This window comes from Streptomyces sp. NBC_01439 (assembly GCF_036227605.1).
Lineage (GTDB): Bacteria > Actinomycetota > Actinomycetes > Streptomycetales > Streptomycetaceae > Streptomyces.
Genome location: NZ_CP109487.1, coordinates 3,067,048 through 3,084,793 on the forward strand (window position 1 = coordinate 3,067,048; position 17,746 = coordinate 3,084,793).

Annotated in this window: 11 protein-coding genes; 3 read left to right on the top strand and 8 right to left on the bottom strand. The window is 73.5% G+C overall.

Going from position 1 to position 17,746, the window contains the following annotated elements:
* Nucleotide 1 precedes the first annotated feature (1 nt).
* Both mycP and eccB read right to left on the bottom strand, forming a co-directional pair.
* Complete coding sequence (gene mycP / locus OG207_RS13110) at nt 2-1,288, bottom strand: type VII secretion-associated serine protease mycosin (protein ID WP_329098767.1); 1,287 nt, start codon at nt 1,286-1,288, stop codon at nt 2-4.
* A gap of 11 nt (nt 1,289-1,299) precedes the next feature.
* Nucleotides 1,300-2,877 carry a type VII secretion protein EccB gene (gene eccB, locus OG207_RS13115; RefSeq protein ID WP_329098768.1) on the bottom strand — a complete coding sequence of 526 codons (1,578 nt, stop codon included), beginning with the start codon at nt 2,875-2,877 and terminating at the stop codon, nt 1,300-1,302.
* A 258-nt stretch (nt 2,878-3,135) separates the two neighbouring features.
* On the opposite strand from eccB, the gene eccE reads away from it, so the two are divergent.
* The 3 genes from eccE (at nt 3,136) to OG207_RS13130 (ending at nt 7,604) form a co-directional block, all read left to right on the top strand.
* On the top strand, nt 3,136-4,410 hold the full coding sequence (gene eccE, locus OG207_RS13120; protein WP_329098769.1) for a type VII secretion protein EccE: 1,275 nt from the start codon (nt 3,136-3,138) through the stop codon (nt 4,408-4,410).
* Nucleotides 4,407-5,105: a hypothetical protein gene (locus tag OG207_RS13125; RefSeq protein ID WP_329098770.1), complete on the top strand. Its 699-nt coding sequence runs from the start codon at nt 4,407-4,409 to the stop codon at nt 5,103-5,105. Before eccE ends, OG207_RS13125 begins: the two co-directional genes overlap by 4 nt.
* Nucleotides 5,106-5,210: 105 nt before the next feature.
* Nucleotides 5,211-7,604, top strand: coding sequence for an SCO5717 family growth-regulating ATPase (locus OG207_RS13130; protein ID WP_329098771.1), 2,394 nt, complete (start codon nt 5,211-5,213; stop codon nt 7,602-7,604).
* A gap of 63 nt (nt 7,605-7,667) precedes the next feature.
* Here the strand turns inward: OG207_RS13130 and OG207_RS13135 are convergent, their stop codons facing one another.
* From OG207_RS13135 to infB, 6 genes are all read right to left on the bottom strand, one after another.
* Entirely contained in the window at nt 7,668-8,624 is a 957-nt protein-coding gene (locus tag OG207_RS13135; RefSeq protein WP_327382977.1) for a bifunctional riboflavin kinase/FAD synthetase, read from the bottom strand.
* A 126-nt stretch (nt 8,625-8,750) separates the two neighbouring features.
* Nucleotides 8,751-12,398, bottom strand: coding sequence for a serine protease (locus OG207_RS13140; RefSeq protein WP_329098772.1), 3,648 nt, complete (start codon nt 12,396-12,398; stop codon nt 8,751-8,753).
* A 243-nt stretch (nt 12,399-12,641) separates the two neighbouring features.
* On the bottom strand, nt 12,642-13,550 hold the full coding sequence (truB, locus tag OG207_RS13145) for a tRNA pseudouridine(55) synthase TruB (protein ID WP_329098773.1): 909 nt from the start codon (nt 13,548-13,550) through the stop codon (nt 12,642-12,644).
* Nucleotides 13,547-13,999, bottom strand: coding sequence for a 30S ribosome-binding factor RbfA (gene rbfA / locus OG207_RS13150; protein ID WP_030161465.1), 453 nt, complete (start codon nt 13,997-13,999; stop codon nt 13,547-13,549). Before rbfA ends, truB begins: the two co-directional genes overlap by 4 nt.
* A 28-nt stretch (nt 14,000-14,027) precedes the next feature.
* Nucleotides 14,028-14,321: a DUF503 domain-containing protein gene (locus OG207_RS13155; protein WP_150259788.1), complete on the bottom strand. Its 294-nt coding sequence runs from the start codon at nt 14,319-14,321 to the stop codon at nt 14,028-14,030.
* A 160-nt stretch (nt 14,322-14,481) separates the two neighbouring features.
* The gene (gene infB / locus OG207_RS13160) at nt 14,482-17,601 is read right to left on the bottom strand and encodes a translation initiation factor IF-2 (protein WP_329098774.1); all 3,120 of its coding nucleotides are present in this window, start codon (nt 17,599-17,601) and stop codon (nt 14,482-14,484) included.
* Between the last annotated feature and the right edge of the window lie 145 nt (nt 17,602-17,746).

A 17,746-nucleotide genomic window follows, 5' to 3' on the forward strand; every position in this document is an offset into this window, starting at 1 on the left:
TTCACTGCAAACGGCGTCGGCGGCCGCGGGCATCCCGGACGACCGTCGCGGTACCGGCGATGACGGCGATCAGGATCGCGCCGATGCCGAGAGCGTACGTGCCGAACCGCTCCTCGCGCTCCTGTGCCGTCTCGGTGAGTCGCAACGGCGCCGCCTCGGGGGCGGCCGCCGGGGGCGGTCCGGGGTCGGGGACCGGAGCCTTCGGGGCCTCCTGGTCGCGGGAGAGCGCGCGCACCGGGTCGACGACGCCCCAACCCACGTAGTCGTCATGACCGTTGACCGCGCGTTCGGCGGTGTTCTGGATCTGCCAGACGATCTGCTGCGCGGACCAATCCGCGTGCTCGGCGCGCAGCAGGGCGGCGACGCCGGCGACGTACGGCGCGGAGAAACTGGTGCCGTTGTCGATGCACTGGCCGAAGCCGGGAACGGTGGAGACCATGTCGACGCCGGGCGCCGCCACCCCGATGAAGTCACCGGGCTGGGAGAATCCGGCGCGCTCGTTGTTGCGGTCCGAGGCTGCCACGGCGAGCACGCCGGGGAAGGCCGCCGGGTAGGTCTTGCGCTTCTCGCCGCTCAGGCCGTCGTTGCCCGCCGAGGCCACCACCACGACGTTGGCGGCGATGGCCTTCTGGACCGATTTGCCGAGATCGGATTCGGCGGACAGCTGTGCGTCGGTGTCCTGGGAAATGTTGATCACTTGGGCGCCCTTGGCCACCGCGTGGTCGATGGCCTGGCTCAGGTTCGCGGCGTTGCCCTTGCCCTGCCCGTCGTTCTGCCGGATCGGGATGATCGTGGATTCCGGGGCCAGGCCGACGAAGCCGGTGCCCTGCTGGGGGCGGGCCGCGATCAGCCCGGCGACCTTGGTGCCGTGGCCGATGGTGTCGACCGTGCCGTCGCCGCCCTTGGGGTCGACGAAGTCCTTGCCGGCTCCGGTGTCGATGGCCGCGCTGAGTTGCGGGTTCGCCCGGTCCACGCCGGTGTCGATGACCGCGACGCGGACGCTGTTGCCCTTCTTGTCCTTGCCCTTGGTCTGCGCCCACAACTCGTCGAGCAGCAGTCGCTGGAGGGACCAGGGCCGGTCCTCGATCTGCTTCTTCATCGGGAAGGTGCACTCCCCCGCGCCGTCGAGGCCGAGTGCGTGCGGGAGTTGCCCGGAGGGCACGGGTGCGTACGGGGACTGCGGCGCGGTGGATCCGGCCGCGGCGGCCGTGCCCGTGCCGCCCGGGGCCAGGGTGAGGACGAAGGCAGCAGCCAGGAGGGCCCGCCGGGGCGCGTGGGTCAGGGTCATCGCCGGCTTCCTCACGAACCCTGGGGCTGACGGGCGGAGTTGGTGTCCAGGCGCGGCCCCTTGGAGAGGAACTCCGACCAGGCGATGGGCACCATGGCCGGGCTGATGCCGCCGTAGCCGAGCCGGACCTGCGCCTGGCTGGCCTCGGGGCGGCCGTCCGCACCGGCCTTCGACTGGTCGGGAGCACCGATCTTCGACTGCTCGGCGTCGCTGTCGCCGTTGGCCTGGACGGCGTACCGCAGCCCGGTGTCGGTGACCAGGAAGAGGGAGCCGCCGGCCGTGGTCTGCTTGCCCTGGACCTGGGTGTACAGCAGGCCCGAGCCGGGCGTGACGTACGCGCTGGTGCCGCTGGCGGTGATGTCGATGGGGAAGCCGGTGCCGGCCCACGTGCTCAGGGTCTGGTTGCCCTGCCCGTCGACCGAACGCAGGACGCTGCAGACCGTGTCGCGGTTGTTGGCCCCGCCGGTCTGGTTGCCGGCGGGCGGCGCCGTCTGGTTGATCCGTTCGGTCTTCTTCTGGGGCCACTTGATGTCGCCAGCGAACGGGGCGGCGTCCGGGTTGATCGACTGGAGGTCGACCTCGCGGGGCTTGCCGTGCATGTTGAGGCCGTCGGTCGCGGGAGCCGAGATCAGCAGCCAGGCGACGAAGTCGGAGACCGGTGCGACCTTCCCGGGCAGCACCACGTAGTGCTGTGCGCCGGAGCCGGTCTGCGCCTTGAGCACCATCCCGACCTTGTTGTCGGCGGTGCCCAGCCCCTTGACCCCGGCGTCGGTGTTGGCCTTGCCGGGCAGCTGCGGGAACGACAGGTCGTCGCCGGAGTTGAGGGTCCCCAACCATTCCGGACTGACCTGTTGGGGGGTGGCGCCCGTGCCGACCAGCGCATTGGTCATCGTCCCGGCGGCCGGGGTGCCCTCCGGGAACTTGTACTTCGTACCGGCCGCGTCGACCAGGTAGCGCTCCTGGCCGGCGGCCGTGCTCTGCACGTACAGCGCCTGGGTGTCGGTGAGCCTGCGGGTGTCGTCCGTCTTGGCCGCCTCGCGGTCGGCGAGGACGAAGGTGGCGGTCTGCACGCCCCGGCCGTTGCCGCCGGGCTGCTGGCAGACGGCCCAGCGCTTGGCCTTGCCCGCGTCGTCCTTGGAGGGGAGTCGGTCCGGGGCGTATTGGATGCCGATGATGGGGCCGCGCGGCGGCTTGCCCGCGTCGAGGACCTTGTCCTCGACCTGGATCACCTTGAACTTCGAGGGATCCAGCAGGAGTCGGGCGGAGGCCAGGTTCAGGACCGGGTGCAGCCGCGTCTGATCCTTGCCGCCCACCTTCGTCGTCAGGACCACGTACCGCGTCGTCGAGTCCTTGCCGACGATGACCCTGGTCCCCGGTTCCGCCCAGCCCTTGGGGGCGGTCGGCTTGAACATGCCCCAGGCGCCGAATCCGGCGAGCACGAGCGCGCCCACGATCAGCCCGGGAAGGACCGCGCGCAGCGGGCGCGGCGCGCCCTCCTCGGTGCCCGTGGCGGATGGCTGGAGGAACGCGGCCACCGTGCGCCGCTTCGCAAAGGTGTACGCGTTGAGCTCATCACGTCGTGATGCCATGACCGCCTGCTTCTCCCCGCACGGCCCGGCCGGTGAGTACGGTCCCCGGGCCTCGATTGTCGGACCGGGCACCTACTATGCCTCTTGACGGACGGTATGAAGGGGCCGGGTAGGGTGAGGCTGCCGCCCAGCCCCTTCCGCACCGGTTCAATCAGGGCTTGTTGGGGTGGATTGGGGAGATTCCGGGGTCGTGCGGCAGGTGTCGCGCAGTGCCGGAACTCATGGGGTCTGGCCCCGGAAAGGGGAAGTGCGCGAGTGATGGCCACCGCGACGGAGCAGCAGGCCGGAGCGCCCGCACCGGCACGCGTCGGGGTGACGCCGCATCCGAAGTCGAGCCCCGGCCGCTTCGGCCCGTTCCGACTGCAACAGCTCGTGCTGCTCCAAGTCGCGGCAGCCGCACTCCTGGTGGCCTGGGTGGTCGAACCCTTGCTGCTGGTTCCCACCGGTGTGCTCGCACTCGTCCTGGTGGTGCTCGCCGTCGTACGCCGCCACCAGCGCTCCCTGCCGGAGTGGATCGGCGGTGTGCTCGCACTGCGTTCACGCCGGCGCCGGGCCGCCGCCTTCACCGTACCCGCGGGCACGGAGCCGGGGCTGGCGCCGCTGGTCGAGGCCGATCCGGCGCTGCGCACCCTCACCTTCAGCGACCGTGACCGGCGTCCGGTCGGCATGGTCGGCGACGGGACCTTCCTGACCGCGGTCGTCCAGGTGGACACGGACGCCACCGCGCTGCGGCCCGACCGGGCGACGCGGCCGCTGCCGCTGGCCGTCGTGCGGGACATCCTCGAAGTGGACGGCATCCGGCTGGAGTCCGCGCAGCTCGTGCAGCACACCCAGCCGGCGCCGGCCCCGCACCTGCCCGCGCAGTCGATGGCGACCCGCAACTACGCGCCGCTGCAAGCCCGGACGGGCACCCCGGCGGTCCGGCTGACCTGGATCGCCCTCAAGCTCGACCCGGAGCTGTGCCCCGAGGCGGTCACTGCGCGCGGCGGCGGGCTCGCCGGTGCACAGCGCTGCCTGGTGCGCGCGGCCGACCAGTTGGCGAGCCGGCTGGCCGGGGCCGGTTTCACCGCCTCCGTGCTCACCGAGCAGGAACTGACGGCGGCGCTGGCCACCTCCTCGTGCGCGAACCCGATGGCGATCACCCAGGCCGGGCGGTCGAGCAGCACCGGGCGGCGGACCGAGGAGACCTCGCGGACCTGGCGCTGCGACGACCGGCGGCACACGACGTACTGGATAGGTCGCTGGCCGCAGCTGGGCGGCGCCGGTGCGGCGGCGCTGCCGCAGTTCGTGGCGCTCCTCACCTCGCTGCCCGCGCTCGCGACGAACTTCAGCCTGACGATGGCCCCGGCGGAGCGACAGAGCGTCACCTTGAGCGGACACGTACGGGTGACAGGGCGGAGCGATGAGGAACTGGTCGCGGCACGACGGGAGTTGGAGAGGACGGCGCGGGGCGTGAAGACCGGGCTGGTCCGGCTCGACCGGGAACAGGTGCCGGGGCTGCTGGCTTCGCTGCCGCTGGGAGGGGCGCGATGAGGGGCGGATTCGGGCTGGTCGGCCCGCGACGGGAGCGGCACGTGGTCCCCGTCGCGGACCTGGACCTGCTGGCACTGCCCGTCGGGGACGACGGGGTCGTCATCGGTGTGGACGCCGAGGGCCGGTCGGCGGTGCTCGGCATCAACCGGCCGACGCCGTACGAGGTGACGCTGATCGGCGGCCTGTGGACAGCACAGGTGTTGGCGCTGCGCGCGGCGGCCACGGGGGCGCGCGTGGCGGTGGAGACCGGGCGCGGGCGGGCGTGGTCCGGGTTGGCCCAGGCGGCGGGCGGCGGGCAGCAGTGCGTGACCTTGCACGAGGTGGGTCGGATCCCGCCGCAGGGCGCCTCGGCCGGCAGCCCGGTGCTGGTGATCCGTGACTGCGGGATGCGGCCGCCGCGCGGGCGCGTGGTGGCCGGGCCGTGGCAGTCGGTGCTGACCCTGCTGCCGTACCTGAGCCCGACGGCGCCGCGCCTGCTCCAGCAGGCGTCCCTGGTGGGGGTGCAGCGGGTGTCCCCCGACGAGGCGGAGCAGATCGGCAGCCTGATGCGGCTCCCGAGACAGGCGGTGGACTCCCTGCCGACGCTGGGCGACGGGGTGACCCTGTGGTGCACGCCGCGGGACCGACAGTTCGTGATGACGCAGGGGACGGACGCGGAGACGGGCCTGCTCGGCGGGGCCCGGCGCATCGACTGACCCGGCTCCCGAGGGGGGCGGACAGTGGTGTCGGGGCGCGATTAGGCTGGGTCCGGGCGCGGCGAGGTGGGCGCCGGACCAGTGTTCGACAGACCAGGAGGACCAGTGAGCGGCGATCGGAACGAGAGGCGCGGCGGGACGTGGGACGTCCCGACGGACGATCAGTCCGACGCGGAGCCCGAGGTGACGGGCGAGTTCACCATCGACTACACCCCGCCGGCCTGGTACATGCAGGGCGGGACGCCGGCCGCACAGGTTCCGGGCCTCCCCGAGGGCAGCGGCTTCGAGCCCCACCGCCCGTCGGAGCTGGAATCGCCCTCGACCGTGCGGATCGCTCCGCCGGTGCCGCGGACGCCGTCCGACGGTGCGGGCCTGCCGGCGCCCTTCCCACCCGCTCCCGCGGCCCCGGTCGAACCGGCCCCGACGTACCGGGCTCCGGCACTGCCGTACTCGACTCCGGCCCCGGCGCCCGCCCAGGCCGAGGTTCCCGCCCCGGCACCGGCACCGGCACCGGCACCGGCACCGACCGAGGCGTCGACCTCGGTTCCGGTTCCGGCTCCCTTCGAGTCGGCGCCGTCCTACCCGATCGCGGCTCCGACCCCTGCTCCGACGCCGATCGAGCCGCCGGCTCCGGCTCTGGTTGAGGTTCCGGTCGAGGTTCCGGCTCCCGCCGAGAACGCCCCGTCGGGGCTCGAAGCCCCGGCCCCGGTCGAGCCGTTCCCGGCCGCAACCCCGGTCGCCGACGTGCCCGCACCCGTACCTGCGGCCGATGAGGTCGCTCCGGAGCCGGCTCCCGTCGACCCCCCGCCCGTAACGCCGTTCCCCGCGCTGCCGCCCGTCGACGTGGTCACGCCCTACCCGCCCCTTCCATCGGCCCCCGTCGTGGAGCCGGTCGCCGAGCCGGCGGCGGAGGTCCCGCCCGCGCCCTGGGCCGTACCGCAGCGCACTCCCGCCGAGGGAACGCCCGTACTGCCGCCCGCCGAGCAGCCCGTAGTGGCTCCGGCGTCGGAGCCAGAGCCGGAGCCGGTCAGCCCCGCGGACGCGCCGCCGGCCGTCGCGGAAACCCCGTTCGGGGGGCCCGTCGGCGAACTGCTTTCGCCGCCGCCCGCGTTCGGGACCCCGGACGACTACCCGTTCCCGCCCCCGTCTCCCGCTCTGCCGCAGTCCCAGCCACCCCAGCACTACGACCCGCGCACCGTCGGCCAGTGGTCGGCCGGGCCCGGGCAGCAGCAACCCCCGCAGCAGCCCCAACAGCACCCCCAGCCGCAGCCGCAACCGCACGACCCGCGCTACTCGGCCGGCCAGACCGGCGGCGGGGCGCCCCTCGGTTACACCGCCGCCGTCGAGCTGTCGTCCGACCGCCTGCTGCGCAACAAGCAGAAGCCCAAGAACAACAACGGCGTCGGCGGCCTGTTCCGCTTCGGCGGCAAGGCGGCCGAAGCGGAGCGCCAGCGCAAGCTGGAGCTGATCCGCACCCCGGTCATGTCCTGCTACCGGATCGCCGTCATCAGTCTCAAGGGCGGCGTCGGCAAGACCACGACCACCACCGCCCTCGGTGCCACCCTCGCCACCGAGCGCCAGGACAAGATCCTGGCCATCGACGCGAACCCCGACGCCGGTACGCTCGGCCGTCGGGTCCGCCGCGAGACCGGCGCCACCATCCGGGACCTGGTCCAGGCGATCCCGTACTTGCACTCGTACATGGACATCCGCCGGTTCACCTCGCAGGCGCCCTCCGGTCTGGAGATCATCGCCAACGACGTGGACCCGGCCGTCTCCACGACCTTCAACGACGAGGACTACCGCCGCGTCATCGAGACGCTGGGCCGCCAGTACCCGATCATCCTGACCGACTCGGGCACCGGCCTCCTCTACTCCGCCATGCGCGGCGTCCTGGACCTGGCCGATCAGCTGATCATCATCTCGACCCCGTCCGTGGACGGCGCCAGCAGCGCCAGCACCACCCTCGACTGGCTCTCCGCGCACGGGTACGCCGACCTCGTCTCGCGCTCCCTCACCGTCATCTCGGGGGTCCGCGAGACCAGCAAGATGATCAAGATCGAGGACATCGTGCAGCACTTCGAGACCCGCTGCCGCGGTGTCGTCGTGGTGCCGTTCGACGAGCACCTCGCGGCCGGCGCGGAGGTCGATCTCGACATGATGCGGCCCAAGACGCGCGAGGCGTACTTCAACCTCTCCGCACTCGTGGCCGAGGACTTCCTGCGGGCCCAGCAGCAGGCCCCGCAGGGACACTGGGGTGCGCCGCAGCAGCCCCAGTCTCCTCAGCAGCCCTATGGGCACCAGCCCCCTCAGCAGCCGCAGCCGTACGGCCAGCCCCAGGGCCAGCCCCCGTACCAGCAGCCGCCCCAACCCCAGCCCCAGCCCTACAGCCAGCCGTACCCCCAGCCCGGCCAGCCCTGGCAACAACCCCAGCCCCAGGCCCCGCAACAACAGCCGCCCCAGCCCCAGCAGCCCCCGCGCGACCCGCGCCTCGGCTGACCGGCGACACAGCGAAGGGCCCGTACCACCCCGAGGGTGGTACGGGCCCTTGCGCTTCGTTCGTCAGCGCTTCAAGTCGTACGCGTCCGTCAACACCCGCGCCCGCTTCACGTCGTTCGCGATCGCTTCCAACAGCCCGTCCAGCGACTCGAACTTCGCCATCCCCCGCACGTAGGCGAGGAAGTCGACGGCGACGTGCATCCCGTACAGGTCCAGCCCCACGCGGTCGATCGCGTACGCCTCCACGGTCCGCTCGGTCGCGTCGAACTGCACGTTCGTCCCCACCGAGATCGCCGCGGGCATCCGCTCACCGTCCGCCGTCAGCCAGCCCGCGTAGACCCCGTCCGCCGGGATCGCGGTGTGCGGCTGCGTCTCGACGTTCGCCGTCGGGTAGCCGAGTTCGCGTCCGCGCTGCGCACCGCGCACCACCACGCCCTCGACGCGGTGCGGACGCCCCAGGATCTCCGCCGCGCCGTCCATGTCGCCCTCCGAGACCAGCCTGCGTGCCAGCGTCGAGGAGAACGGCACCCCGCCACCCGCCTCGCCCCGCTCGACCAGGTCCACGACGTCCACCTCGTAGTCGTACGTGGAGCCCAGCTCGCGCAGGAAGTCGACGTTCCCGGCGGCCCGGTGGCCGAAGCGGAAGTTCGGGCCCTCGATGACGGCGCGCGCGTGCAGCTTGTCGACGAGCACCTTCACGATGAAGTCGGCCGGGGAGAGCTGGGAGAACTCCGCCGTGAACGGCAGGATCAGCAGCGCGTCCACGCCCAGCCCGGCCATCAGCTCGGCGCGCCGGTCGTACGGGGCCAGGATCGGCGGGTGGCTGCCGGGGCGGACCACCTCGCTGGGGTGCGGGTCGAAGGTGACCACCACGGAGGGGACGCCGAGCTCGCGCGCCGTGGCCACCGCACGCCCAATGATCAGCTGATGTCCCCGGTGCACGCCGTCGTAGGAGCCGATGGTGACGACGCTGCGTCCCCAGTCCTGGGGGATGTCCTCCAAGCCACGCCAGCGCTGCACTGTGACCGCTCCTCGCCCGAACCCGTTTAGTCCTTGAACTGATTGCCGATTGCAGGTCTAAGACTGCCATGCCGGTGGCCGGTGCCCCGCATCGGCATCTGACTGGACGCGCCACCGTGTCTGTCGTCACGTCACGTCCGCGGCCGCCCTGCTCAGGGTCTCCACCGTCCGCCGGGCGCTCGGCCCGAGCAGGGCCGCGGCCTCCGCTTCCGCCGTCGCCTGCCAGCGGGCCACCAGCGCCCCGAAGGCCGGTTCGGCCCGGGCCAGCTCCACCGTCCGCCGTTCGAAGACCGCCGCCCCGCCCGGGGCCCGCAGCAACTGCCGCCCGGTGCGCCTCAGCAGCTCCCGCGTACGGTCCTCCGCGCGCCCGGAGGCCCCGGCCGCGACGGCTCCGAGGAAGGCGTCGAGGACCTGCGGATCGACCTCCTCGCGCAGCAGGGTGTCGGCCAGTTCCCCGCGCAGCGGGTGCGAGGCCTCGCAGCCCGGCGCGGCCAGTACGACGGCCAGCGCGGACCGCACCACGGCCGGGGCACCGAGGAGCAGCTCCAGGACCAGGGGCCGCACCACCAAGGCGGCGGCGGGGCCCTGGTCGAGCCGCCTGTCCACGAAGAAGGCGGCGTGCGGCGCGTCCCCGGGGTTGCGCGCGAGGTGCTCCCGTACGAGGTCACCGGCGCGCCGGGCCAGCCCCGGCGTGGTCAGCGCGGCCAGGGCGCGCACCACCTCCCCGTCGGCCCGGGCCCGCAGGGCGGCGAACACCTCGCCCGGATCGGGCAGCACGGGCAGGGCCGCGACCAGCGCCGCCGCGGGCAACCGGGAGCCGATCACGGAATCGCGGAAGCAGGCGAGGGCGTCGGGCAGGTAGCGGCCGCGCGCCTGCGGGTCGCGGAGCAGGATCGCGAGGGCACTGGCGTGCAGGGTGGCGTCGGCGGGGCGGGCGAGCAGCATCTGGGCGGCGTGGCGCAGCAGCTCGCGGTCGCCGGGGGTGCGCACGTGCGGGGCGGTGGCGAGCCCGTAGGTGGCGGCCGCGACCCGCCGGCCCGGGCGTTCGTCGTGCGCCCAGCGGTCTACGGCCCGGCACAGGGCCGAGGGCTCCTCCTCGGCGAGTACGGCGAGCAGCTCGTCGGCGCGCGGGTGCGCGGCGGTGACGAGCGCCTCGGTGAGGTCGTCCACGGCGAGGCCCCGGTGGGTGTGCAGCAGGGCCTGCGCGGCGGTGGCGACGGTGGCCCCGGGCCGGCCGCGCAGCCGGCGCCCGTCGGTGAACCAGGCGCAGAGCAGCGGCTGCGCGCGCTGCGGGTCCCGGGCGAGGCGGCGGGCCGCGGCGTCGAGGTAGCGGTCGCCGGGGACCGCTTCGGCGGGGTCGGCGGGCAGCAGCCGGCGCAGCAGGTCGAGGCGGTCGGGCTCGGGCAGTCGCAGCCGGTTCCAGAACCAGCCGCCGAACTCCCCCGGGCCGGCGCGGGCCACGTGCTCGGCGAGGGCGTGCAACACGGGGAGGTGGGGCCGGGCGTCGGGGGCCCGGAGCAGGGTTTCGCGCAGCAGCCGGGCGGCCCACCAGGCGCGGTCCGGGGTGGCCCGCTCGGGTTCCTCGGTGAAACGGTTGAGCCGGTGGACCAGCCCGGTGAGCTCGCCGCGCAGCCGGTCGGGGGCGAGCCTGCGCAGGGCTTCCAGGACGGGCCCGATGCGGTGCCGGGGCACGGGCGGCCCGGGCTCGGCGGGGCCGTGGACGAGCAGGCCGAGGGCCGTCGGAACGTCCAGGTGGCCGGCCTGGATCCAGTCGGACAGCTCCTCGTGGGCGAAGCGGTAGCCGGGCCCGGCGGGTACGAGCAGTCCCTCGGTGAGCACGGCGGAGGCCCAGCCGGTGCGCCAGGGGAACAGTTCCTCGAAGGAGGCCCGGTCCAGCTGCCCCTGTCCGGGTCCCAGAGCGCGCCGCGCGGCCTCGTGGACCCGACCGGCCACGCGCGCCGCGAGCCGTTTGACCCCGGGCCCGTGCACCTGGGCGCCCCCTGCGTCGGCACCGGCCGCGGCGATGCGGACGGCGGTGCGCAGGCACAGCAGGTCCACGTGCGCGGCGAAGACCTCGTCGCGGCCGGGACGACCGGCGGTGACCTCGGCGGCCCGGACCCCGGCGAGCAGGTGCAGGGTGAGCGGGTGGCAGGCGTCGGCCTCCCGGACGGCGTCCGCGGGGATGCCGAGGCGGGCCCGGGCGGTCTCGGCCTCGGTGGCGTCGAGGTCAGCGAGCGGGAGGGCGGGTGGCAGCCGCCGGGCGGGCCGGGCCGGGGTGTGCAGCGCGGCGGGCGGGTAGAGGGCGCCGGCGCCCTCCCAGTACTCGGGCCGGGCGGCGACGACCAGACGGGTCCCGGTCGCGTGCAGCCACTGGGCCGTGGCGGTGGTCCAGGGTCCGAGCCGGTGGGCGAGCTCCGGCGGCATCTCTTCCGGGGCGTCGAGCACGACCAGCAGGGGGCGGCCGGCGCGGGCGACCACGTGCGCGAGGTGGGCTGCGGCTCCCGACGGTTGGCTGCGCCGCTCGGGCGGCGTGGTTCCGCCGGGGCCGGGCTCCAGCTGGGTGCGCGGCGCGGGCGGGGTTCCAGCGGGGCCGGGCGCGCGCCGGGGCGTCTCCTCGGGCACCGAACGTGACGAGGGGTCGGAAGGTCGGGCGGCAGTGCGTTCGGCGCCCTGCGGGGATCGCCCCGACACGCACCCGGCCCCGCCGGAACCAGCGCGCTGGCCGGCGTCGGGCAGCGAGAAGGGCTCCGGCACCCGGTCAGCCCCGGCGGTGGCCGGGGGCCGCCCCGACACGCACCGGGCCCCGCCGGAGGCGTGGGCAGCCGCGACGATCCGGGCCGCCTCGGTCAGGGCCCGTGTCGCCGCGTCGGCCAGGGAGGTGTCGGTGGCGCGCAGGTCCGCGCCGCGCAGCCACAGGGTCGGCGCCGGGCAGGCACCCCGCGCGCGGCGTACGGCCAGGGCGGCCAGGACCGTGGTGCGGCCCGTGCCCGGGTCTCCCACGAGGCCGAGGACCGGGCGGTCCCCGGTGGTGAAGGCGGCCAGCTCGGCGGAGGTGCCCGGGCGCTCCACGGGTTCCGGCCCGTCCGGGGGGACATGGGCGCCGAGCGTGGTCGCGGTCAGTTCCAGCGCCCCGGCGAGGTTCAGGTCGGCGCCGTGGCCGGGCACGGTCGCGGCATTGCGCTCCAGCAGTGCGGTCAGGGGGCCGTCCGGGTCGGCGTCGGCCGCTGCCCGCAGGGCCACCGCGAATCCTCCGGAGCGGTGTTCCGCCCGCAGGGCGGTGCCCACCACCGCGAGCACCGCTCCGGTCCCGGCGTCGAGCACCGGGCCCCCGCAGGCCTCCCCTCCCAGCAGCAGTGCGTCCCGGCCGTCGGTGCCGATCGCCAGCTCCACGGCCGCGCCCCCGGGCACCGCGTGGGACCGGTCCGCCGCCAGGTAGCTGACCTGCACGCTTCCCAGTACCCGCGCCTGCCGCCATCCCCGCGCGGGCAGCCGTACGTAGGTACCGGGATCGATCGCCTCGCGCAGCGCCACCGGGAGCGGTCGCATCCCGAGTCCGTCGGTCCGTACCAGCGCCAGCGCGAGCCCCGGCAGGGCGGTCACGTCCGCCGCGTCGGCCAGCCAGGTCCGCCCGGCGGGTCCCGGGGCGCGGAGCACCACCCGGGTCAGCCCGTCGACGGCCTCGTGACCGGTGACCACCGTCCCGCGGTCGTCGGCGACGAATCCGCTGCCGCGCACCCGCCCGGCGGGATCGCAGATTTGGACGAGCTCCGCCATGGCCGCACCACTCCCCGCACTGCTCCCGCGCAACGCCCCGTGCTCACGACGGTAGGCAGGTGAAGATCAGCACGAAAAGCACGCGAGGCGAAAGCGCCCCCTTGCGCTCCCTCCATCACTCCGAGCGCCTGCTCGGACGGGTGAATAGAGGGGCCCGGGTGGATAGAGACCTACCCGAGGGGGGTCGTGGAGCGGTGAGCGGCAGTCCATGTGCGCTCACCGCTCCACGTCAACACCCGGTCGTCAGGCGAAGACCGCGAGGGACTTCGCCTTTCCGTTCTTGTTCTCGACGAGCCCGAGCAGCTGCCCCTGCGGCCCGAAGACCGCGACCGTGCGGCCGGCCTCGTACTCCTGCGGCATGTCGATCCGCACGCCGTTGGCGAGCAGCGAGGCCCGCCGGGCGTCCAGGTCCCAGCGCGGGAAGGCCGCGGCTGCGGCCTCGCCGATGGGCATGACGGTCAGCTCCTCCTGGAGCTGGTCCAGGGTCCGTGCCTTGTCGAGCTTGTACGGGCCCACCCGCGTGCGGCGCAGCGCGGTCAGGTGCCCGCCGACGCCGAGGTCGGCGCCCAGGTCACGGGCGAGGGCCCGGATGTACGTACCGCTGGAGCAGACGACGGAGACGACGAGCTCGACGACCTTCGTGCCGTCCTCGGCCTCCGCCTCGCGCATGTCGTACACCTGGAACGACGAGATGGTCACCGGCCGGGCCGGGATCTCGAAGTCCTCGCCGTCGCGGGCGCGCTTGTAGGAGCGCACCCCCTTGATCTTGATGGCACTGACCTTGGACGGGACCTGCATGATCTCGCCGGACAGCTTGGCGATGCCCGCGTCCACGGCTTCCCGGGTGACCCCGGTGGCGTCCGTGGAGGAGGTGATCTCGCCCTCGGCGTCGTCCGTCAGGGTGTCCTGGCCCAGGCGGATCGTGCCGAGGTACTCCTTCTCCGTGAGCGCGAGGTGGCCGAGGAGCTTGGTGGCCTTCTCCACGCCCAGGACCAGCACGCCGGTCGCCATCGGGTCGAGCGTGCCGGCGTGGCCGACGCGGCGGGTCTTGGCGATCCCCCGCATCTTGGCGACCACGTCGTGCGAAGTGAAGCCGGACGGCTTGTCGACGATGACAAGACCGTCCGGAGTCTTCCCTGCGTTGTTGCTCATTCCGCGGCTGCGTCCTCGTCGTCCTCGTCGCCCGGCTTCTTGTACGGGTCGGCGTCGCCGGCGTACTGCGCGCCGGAGGACACCTCGCGCACCTGGGCGTCGGAGGTCCGCGCCTTTTCGAGGAGGTCCTCGATGGTCTTGGCGTTCTCCGGGAGTGCGTCCGCCACGAAGGTCAGGGTGGGCGTGAACTTGGTGCCCGCCGCCCGGCCGACCGCGGAGCGCAGTACGCCCTTGGCGCTCTCCAGGCCCGCTGCCGCGCTGGCGCGGTCCTCGTCGTCACCGTAGACCGTGTAGAAGACCGTGGCCTCCCGCAGGTCGCCGGTGACCCGGGTGTCCGTGATGGTCACGTGCGTACCGAGGCGGGGGTCCTTGACTCCGCGCTGCAGCTTCTCCGCCACCACCTCCCGGATGAGGTCCGCCAGCTTCTTCGCCCGCGCATTGTCGGCCACTGGTCCGTCTCCTTCTTATGTCTTGCTATCAGTCTTCATCACCGTGGAGGCGCCGTCGTACGGACAGCAGCTCCACTTCCGGACGCGCCGCGACCAGCCGCTCGCAGCGGTCGAGCACGTCCGAGAGGAACCCCGCGTCCCCACTCACCAGAGCGACCCCTACCCGGGCCCTGCGGTGCAGGTCCTGGTCGCCCACTTCAGCCGCGCTCACGGAGAACTTGCGTTGGAGCTCGGCCACGATGGGCCGGACCACGGAGCGTTTCTCCTTCAGCGAGTGAACGTCGCCGAGGAGCAGATCGAAGGACAGAGTCCCCACGTACATGCAGTTCCGGATGTCCCGCCGGTGCGGGTTCGGTGGCCTGCCGGCCGTCGCTCGGCAGGGTCACCAGAACCGTACACGCAACGGCCGGGGCCGATCGACGGATATTCCGCCGACCGGCCCCGGTGTGACGAGCTACGACACGGTGCGATGTGCCCCGCGCTTACGCGCGCGGCTTCTCGCGCATCTCGTACGTCGCGATGACGTCGTCGATCTTGATGTCGTTGAAGGAACCGAGGTTGATACCACCCTCGAAGCCCTCGCGGATCTCGGTGACGTCGTCCTTGAAGCGGCGCAGACCGGAGATGGTGAGGTTCTCGGCGATGACCTTGCCATCGCGCAGGAGCCGCGCCTTGGTGTTGCGCTTGACCTCGCCGGACCGGATGAGGACACCGGCGATGTTGCCCAGCTTGGACGAGCGGAAGATCTCGCGGACCTCCGCCGTACCGAGCTCGACCTCTTCGTACTCCGGCTTGAGGAGACCCTTCAGGGCCGCCTCGATCTCCTCGATGGCCTGGTAGATCACCGAGTAGTAGCGAACGTCGACGCCCTCGCGGTCCGCCATCTGCGCGGCACGGCCGGCCGCACGGACGTTGTAACCGATGACGATGGCGTCGGAGCCCATCGCCAGCGAGATGTCGGACTCGGTGACCGCACCCACACCGCGGTGCAGGACGCGGATGTCGACCTCTTCGCCGACGTCGAGCTGGAGCAGCGAGGACTCGAGGGCCTCGACCGCACCGGACGCGTCGCCCTTGATGATGAGGTTGAGTTCCTGGACCAGACCGGCCTTGAGGACCGAGTCGAGGTCTTCCAGGGACACCCGGCGGACGCGCTTGGCGAAGTTGGCGTTGCGCTCGCGCGCAGCACGCTTCTCGGCGATCTGACGGGCCGTACGGTCCTCGTCCACGACGAGGAAGTTGTCGCCGGCGCCGGGGACGTTGGTGAGACCCAGGACCAGGACGGGGGTCGACGGACCCGCTTCCTCGACGTTGTTGCCCTTGTCGTCGAGCATGGCGCGCACTCGGCCGTAGGCGTCGCCCACGACCATCGTGTCGCCGACGCGGAGGGTACCGCGCTGGACGAGGACGGTGGCGACGGCACCGCGGCCGCGGTCGAGGTGGGACTCGATCGCAATACCCTGAGCGTCCTGCTCCGGGTTGGCGCGGAGGTCGAGCGAGGCGTCGGCGGTGAGGACGACGGCCTCGAGCAGGGAGTCGATGTGCAGACCCTGCTTGGCGGAGATGTCGACGAACATCGTGTCGCCGCCGTACTCCTCGGCGACCAGACCGAACTCGGTGAGCTGACCGCGCACCTTGGTCGGGTCGGCACCCTCGACGTCGATCTTGTTGACCGCGACGACGATCGGGACGCCGGCGGCCTTGGCGTGGTTGAGCGCCTCGATCGTCTGCGGCATGACGCCGTCGTTGGCCGCGACCACGAGGATCGCGATGTCGGTCGACTTCGCACCACGGGCACGCATGGCGGTGAACGCCTCGTGACCCGGGGTGTCGATGAAGGTGATGCGACGGTCTTCGTCGTTGACCTGGGTGGAGACCTGGTAGGCACCGATGTGCTGGGTGATGCCACCGGCCTCGCCCGCGACGACGTTCGTCTTGCGGATGGCGTCGAGCAGGCGGGTCTTACCGTGGTCGACGTGACCCATGACGGTGACGACCGGCGGACGCGGCATGAGGAATTCCTCGCCGCCCTCGTCCTCGCCGAACTCGATGTCGAAGCCCTCGAGGAGCTCGCGGTCCTCTTCCTCCGGGCTGACGATCTGAACCTGGTAGTTCATCTCGCCCGCGAGGAGCTGGAGGGTCTCGTCGGAGACGGACTGCGTGGCAGTGACCATCTCGCCGAGGTTCATCATCACGGCGACGAGCGACGCCGGGTTGGCGTTGATCTTCTCCGCGAAGTCGGTGAGGGAGGCACCGCGCGACAGGCGCACGGTCTCGCCGCCACCGCGCGGCAGCATCACGCCGCCGACGGACGGGGCCTGCATGGCCTCGTACTCCTGGCGCCTCTGACGCTTCGACTTGCGACCGCGACGGGCCGGACCGCCGGGACGGCCGAAGGCACCCTGCGTGCCACCACGGGCACCGGGACCACCGGGACGCCCGCCGAAGCCGGGACGACCGCCGCCACCGGCGCCGGCCGGACCGCCGCCGAAGCCGCCGCCACCGGGACGCGGACCGCCGAAGCCGCCGCCGCCCGCGGGACGCGAGCCGGGACCGGCCGGACGGCCGGCGAAGCCGCCGCCACCGGGACGACCTGCGCCACCGGGACGCGGACCGCCGGCACCGGGACCACGGCCACCGGGGCCGCCACCGGGACGGGGACCGGGACCACCGGCAGCGGGACGCTGCGGCATCATGCCCGGGTTCGGACGGTTACCGCCGGGAGCACCGCCCGGACGCGGGGCGCCGCCCTGCGGACGCGGCATGCCGCCCGGGGTCGGACGGGCGCCGCCGGGACCCTGCGGACGCGGAGCGCCGCCGGGACCACCCTGCGGGCGGGGAGCACCCTGGCCGCCACCGGCACCGGGGGCGCCGGGACGGGGCGCGCCGGCCGGACGGGGCGCCTGGGGGCGCGCCATGCCGGTGGAGCCGCCGGAGGTGAAGGGGTTGTTGCCCGGACGGGGACCCGCCGGACGGGCACCCTGCGGACGCGGCGCCTGGGAGCCGGGGGCTCCGGCGGGACGCGGCGCCTGGGCACCGGGGGTGGCACCGGCCGGGCGCGGGGCGCCGGGACGGGCACCGCCCTGGCCACCCTGGCCCGGACGCTGCTGCGCCGGACGGGGGCCGGGAGCCGCGGCGGGACGCTCGGTGCGCGCCGGGGCGGCCGGAGCCGCCGGAGGCGCGGAGAACTCGGTCGCCACGGGCGCCGCCGGAGCGGGCTTCGGGGCGGCCGGAGCCTTCGGGCCGGGACGCGGGCCGGGGGCGGCCGGAGTCACCGGGGTGCTTGCGGCCGGAGCCTCGGCGACGACCGGCTTGGGGGCCGGTGCACCGGGCTTCGGGGCAGCAGGACGTGCCGCAGCGGCCGGGGAGGGCGCTGCGGGCTTGGCGGGCGCGGCCTTGCGGGGCGCGCCGGGCTTTGCAGCGGACTTGCCGGCGTTGCCGCCGGGCCCCTGCAGTGCGTCAGTCAACTTGCGTACAACCGGCGCCTCGATCGTCGAGGACGCCGAACGGACGAATTCACCGAGTTCTTGGAGCTTGGCCATGACGACCTTGCTCTCCACCCCGAACTCCTTGGCGAGTTCGTATACCCGGACCTTAGCCACTTCGCTCCTTTTAGGTCCGGGTTACGCCGGACCGTCGCTACTTCATGGGCGTACTCATCGCGTACTCATCGAGTGCTCATCGCAATCTCGACCTACTTCCAACTCGCGAGGTACCTGACCGCACGGGGTATCCGTGCCGTACTAC